Source organism: Paenibacillus sp. 01L418, assembly GCF_056400045.1.
In genome coordinates this window covers 1-2,981 of the sequence record NZ_JBFTSN010000611.1, presented here as the reverse complement: position 1 = coordinate 2,981, position 2,981 = coordinate 1, and the positions used below count along the sequence as shown (strand labels likewise).

General features: G+C 40.0%; 4 protein-coding genes. 1 reads left to right on the top strand and 3 read right to left on the bottom strand.

Features of this window, described 5'->3' with window-relative positions; genetic code table 11:
• Positions 1 to 35 precede the first annotated feature (35 nt).
• Positions 36 to 1,211, top strand: coding sequence for an MFS transporter (locus AC1DSE_RS33570; RefSeq protein ID WP_477512844.1), 1,176 nt, complete (start codon positions 36 to 38; stop codon positions 1,209 to 1,211).
• 75 nt (positions 1,212 to 1,286) lie between these two features.
• On the opposite strand, the gene dcm is transcribed toward AC1DSE_RS33570, so the two are convergent.
• The 3 genes from dcm to AC1DSE_RS33555 all read right to left on the bottom strand — a co-directional run.
• A complete protein-coding gene (gene dcm, locus AC1DSE_RS33565; protein ID WP_477528941.1) occupies positions 1,287 to 2,279 on the bottom strand; it encodes a DNA (cytosine-5-)-methyltransferase in 993 nt (330 codons plus the stop codon).
• A complete protein-coding gene (locus tag AC1DSE_RS33560) occupies positions 2,263 to 2,502 on the bottom strand; it encodes a hypothetical protein (protein ID WP_477512846.1) in 240 nt (79 codons plus the stop codon). The genes dcm and AC1DSE_RS33560 overlap by 17 nt, the downstream gene beginning before the upstream one ends.
• Positions 2,503 to 2,595: 93 nt before the next feature.
• A partial coding sequence (locus AC1DSE_RS33555) for a WG repeat-containing protein (RefSeq protein WP_477528940.1) occupies positions 2,596 to 2,981 on the bottom strand: 386 nt, incomplete at its 5' end.

Here is a 2,981-nt window from a genome sequence, read left to right as displayed (position 1 = left end):
ATATATGTAAATATAAAAGGAGACTTACATTTAAAATGAAACAGGTTAACCCTTTGCTTATCATTATTTTGGCTTTAGGCGTATTCGGTATTATTACAACGGAAATGGGGATTATAGGTGTTTTACCCCAGGTAACTCAAAAATTTAATATATCGACCTCACAGGCTGGATGGCTTGTAAGTATATTTGCTCTCGTCGTTGCTATCTCAGGTCCATTCCTGACATTACTCGTATCCGGTATTAATCGTAAAGTCATTCTATTAACCACTTTGCTTATTTTTGCAATTTCGAATATGGCTTATGCTTATACGACCCAGTTCGATGTGATGCTAGTTTTTCGTTTTATCCCTGCTATTTTTCATCCCGTCTTTTTTTCGGTTGCCCTTGTGACCGCAGCCAAGCTTGTCCCTCCGGAAAAAAGCAGTAAAGCGGTCACAAAGGTTTTCGCCGGAATCACGGTGGGGTTTGCTTTTGGCGTGCCTTTGACATCTTATCTCGCGGAGAAGATTTCGTTAGAAGTCGCTTTCCTGTTCGGAGCTGTTGTAAGCATGATTGCCTTTGTAGGGATACAAGTTTGGCTTCCTTCCATGCCTGTTAAGGAAAAAATGTCTTATGGCAAGCAGCTTGGCATATTACGTAAACCTCAATTGTGGTTAAATATCGTGACCGTTATTTTTATCTTTGCAGCTATGTTTTCTGTGTACAGCTACTTTGCTGAATATCTTGTGCAAGTAACACATATGAACGGGTCAGGAATCAGCATCATGTTGATGGTCTTTGGTATCATCATGATTTTCGGGAATTTTTTATTTGGGGGCTTTGTTCATAAAAGCATTACAAAGACCGTCATCATGTTTCCTCTGCTATATGCGGTAATTTACTTATTCGCTTATTATCTGGGATCTTATCTCATTCCGATGGTTGTTATCGTAATCATTTGGGGGGTAGTGCATTCCGGCGGGCTTATTGTCAGTCAAGCATGGTTAACGACCGAGGCGAAAGAAGCTCCCGAATTCGGCAACAGCTTGTTTGTCTCATTTTCCAATCTTGGAATTACTGTAGGGGCTTCTATCGGTGGTTGGTTTATTTCTCACTTGGGAATACATCAACTCATCTGGAGCGGAATTATGTTTACATTGCTTGCTTTCGTATTGATTATGGTAAAAATAAAAATTTCCAAATCGAATGCAGAGGAAGTAAACGTGCGTTAAACTAATGGGACACGATAGTTCAATAAAAACATAGAAGCAGCCAATCATAATGATCGGCTGCTTTACTCAAGTACATTAAATGCTGAAGGAATCCATCAATCGTTTACCGATTTCATAAGCAACTCGGCTCGTTACAGCATTGCCTGCCATTTTATATAATTGGGAATCGCTTATCCCATATCCTTTGAGTGTATAAAACCAATCGTCCGGAAAAGACTGCAGTCGAAAACATTCAAGAGGTGTTAGTTTGCGAATACGATAACCATCATAGATTCCATGTTTGTCCTGTGCTGTTAGCGTAAAAGATGGTTCCCCTGGCTCCTTAAATCGACGTCCGTTCTGCCTTTTCTCTTCGCGGTCAGGTGTTAATACAGCCATGGGTTCCATGACCCCTGTWCGMGCTTGATTGGCTCCTAATCCTTTGAAATAACTTGCATCTAAACAAGCWGCTTCYCCTGYTTCGTTGACASCTGTCTTTTGTGATACATTAACTAAAATTTTGTTACCTTCACCCTTATTCGTTGTAAGTGTCGGCGCTAGTCCGTTTGCWGMAATKACTTGGCCATTCATACCTCTTCYGCTYGGATTTACATTTCCAGCGATCATRACCYTAGAAGCTATTGTTTTAGAGTCTTTAGCAGGCTTGTTGTTTTCTYCTCTGAAAGGAAATATTTTTCGTYCACTTGATCCTCTAAGACTTGCGACAMTGAAGACWCGTTCTCTGTTTTGTGGCACATAGGCCGAGCTGTTAAGCACAYACCACTCCCCCACGTACCCCAACTCATCCARCGTTCCGATGATAGTCTCGAACGTTCTCCCTTTGTCATGAYTGAGGAGTCCTGTGACRTTTTCAAGGAGTATAAATTCAGGTTTGAAAATAGATGCGAACCTGATGATCTCAAAGAATACTGTCCCTCTAATAGCGTCGTTAAATCCTTCACGCTTTCCAGCAATGGAGAAAGCCTGGCAAGGAAATCCGGCAACGATTCCTTGAATTGGTCCTCGTTCTCTTCCAAGAAGTCGAATATGGTCATCTGTGACGGATCTGACATCATAAGCACTCCACATCCTTTCGTTCATTATCATCGCTATATACAGGAGTATCATCTACAAAAGAATATCCCCCAGAGATATTAAGATCGGAATGATTCGCAATTCCTGTATCCAAAACCGCTATCTTTACGCCATGGCCAGCAAAACCATTCTCAGTACTTAAATCAGCACCAATAGAATGTGTACCCCATGAAGTAATTTGTCTTGAAAATAAGTCATAGAGTGAAGACATAATCACTTAATACCACTATTCTTCTATTTATTGATCACATACTCTATTAAAGTAGCATTTAACAACAGTGGCACTATAGAGTTATTAAAATCGCTCACATTAACCATTCATTTTCACTTGGACTGCGCTTAACCCCTCTGAAAAAGAATTGACTAGGGTCACTTGATTTAGAGTACTAATTAATTCTCCATTGGTGTTGATCAGTTGAAAATTCTTTTCAGTTACAAAAGCCCTACCCTCTGAAAATGGAGAAGCATCTTTAAATTTTGGTTCAATTACAAACTCGCCATTTGGCTTGATATACCCCCATTTCTTATCTACCTTAGCAGGAGCAAGATTTTCAGCAACAAAGTTTTCTACATCATTAAAGGTAGGATCTATCACCATTTGTCCGGTTTTATCTATAAAGCCATATCTTTTACCAACCAAAACCGATGCTAAACCTCTATGGAAGCCTTCCGTATATTTAAAGCGCAATGGAATCT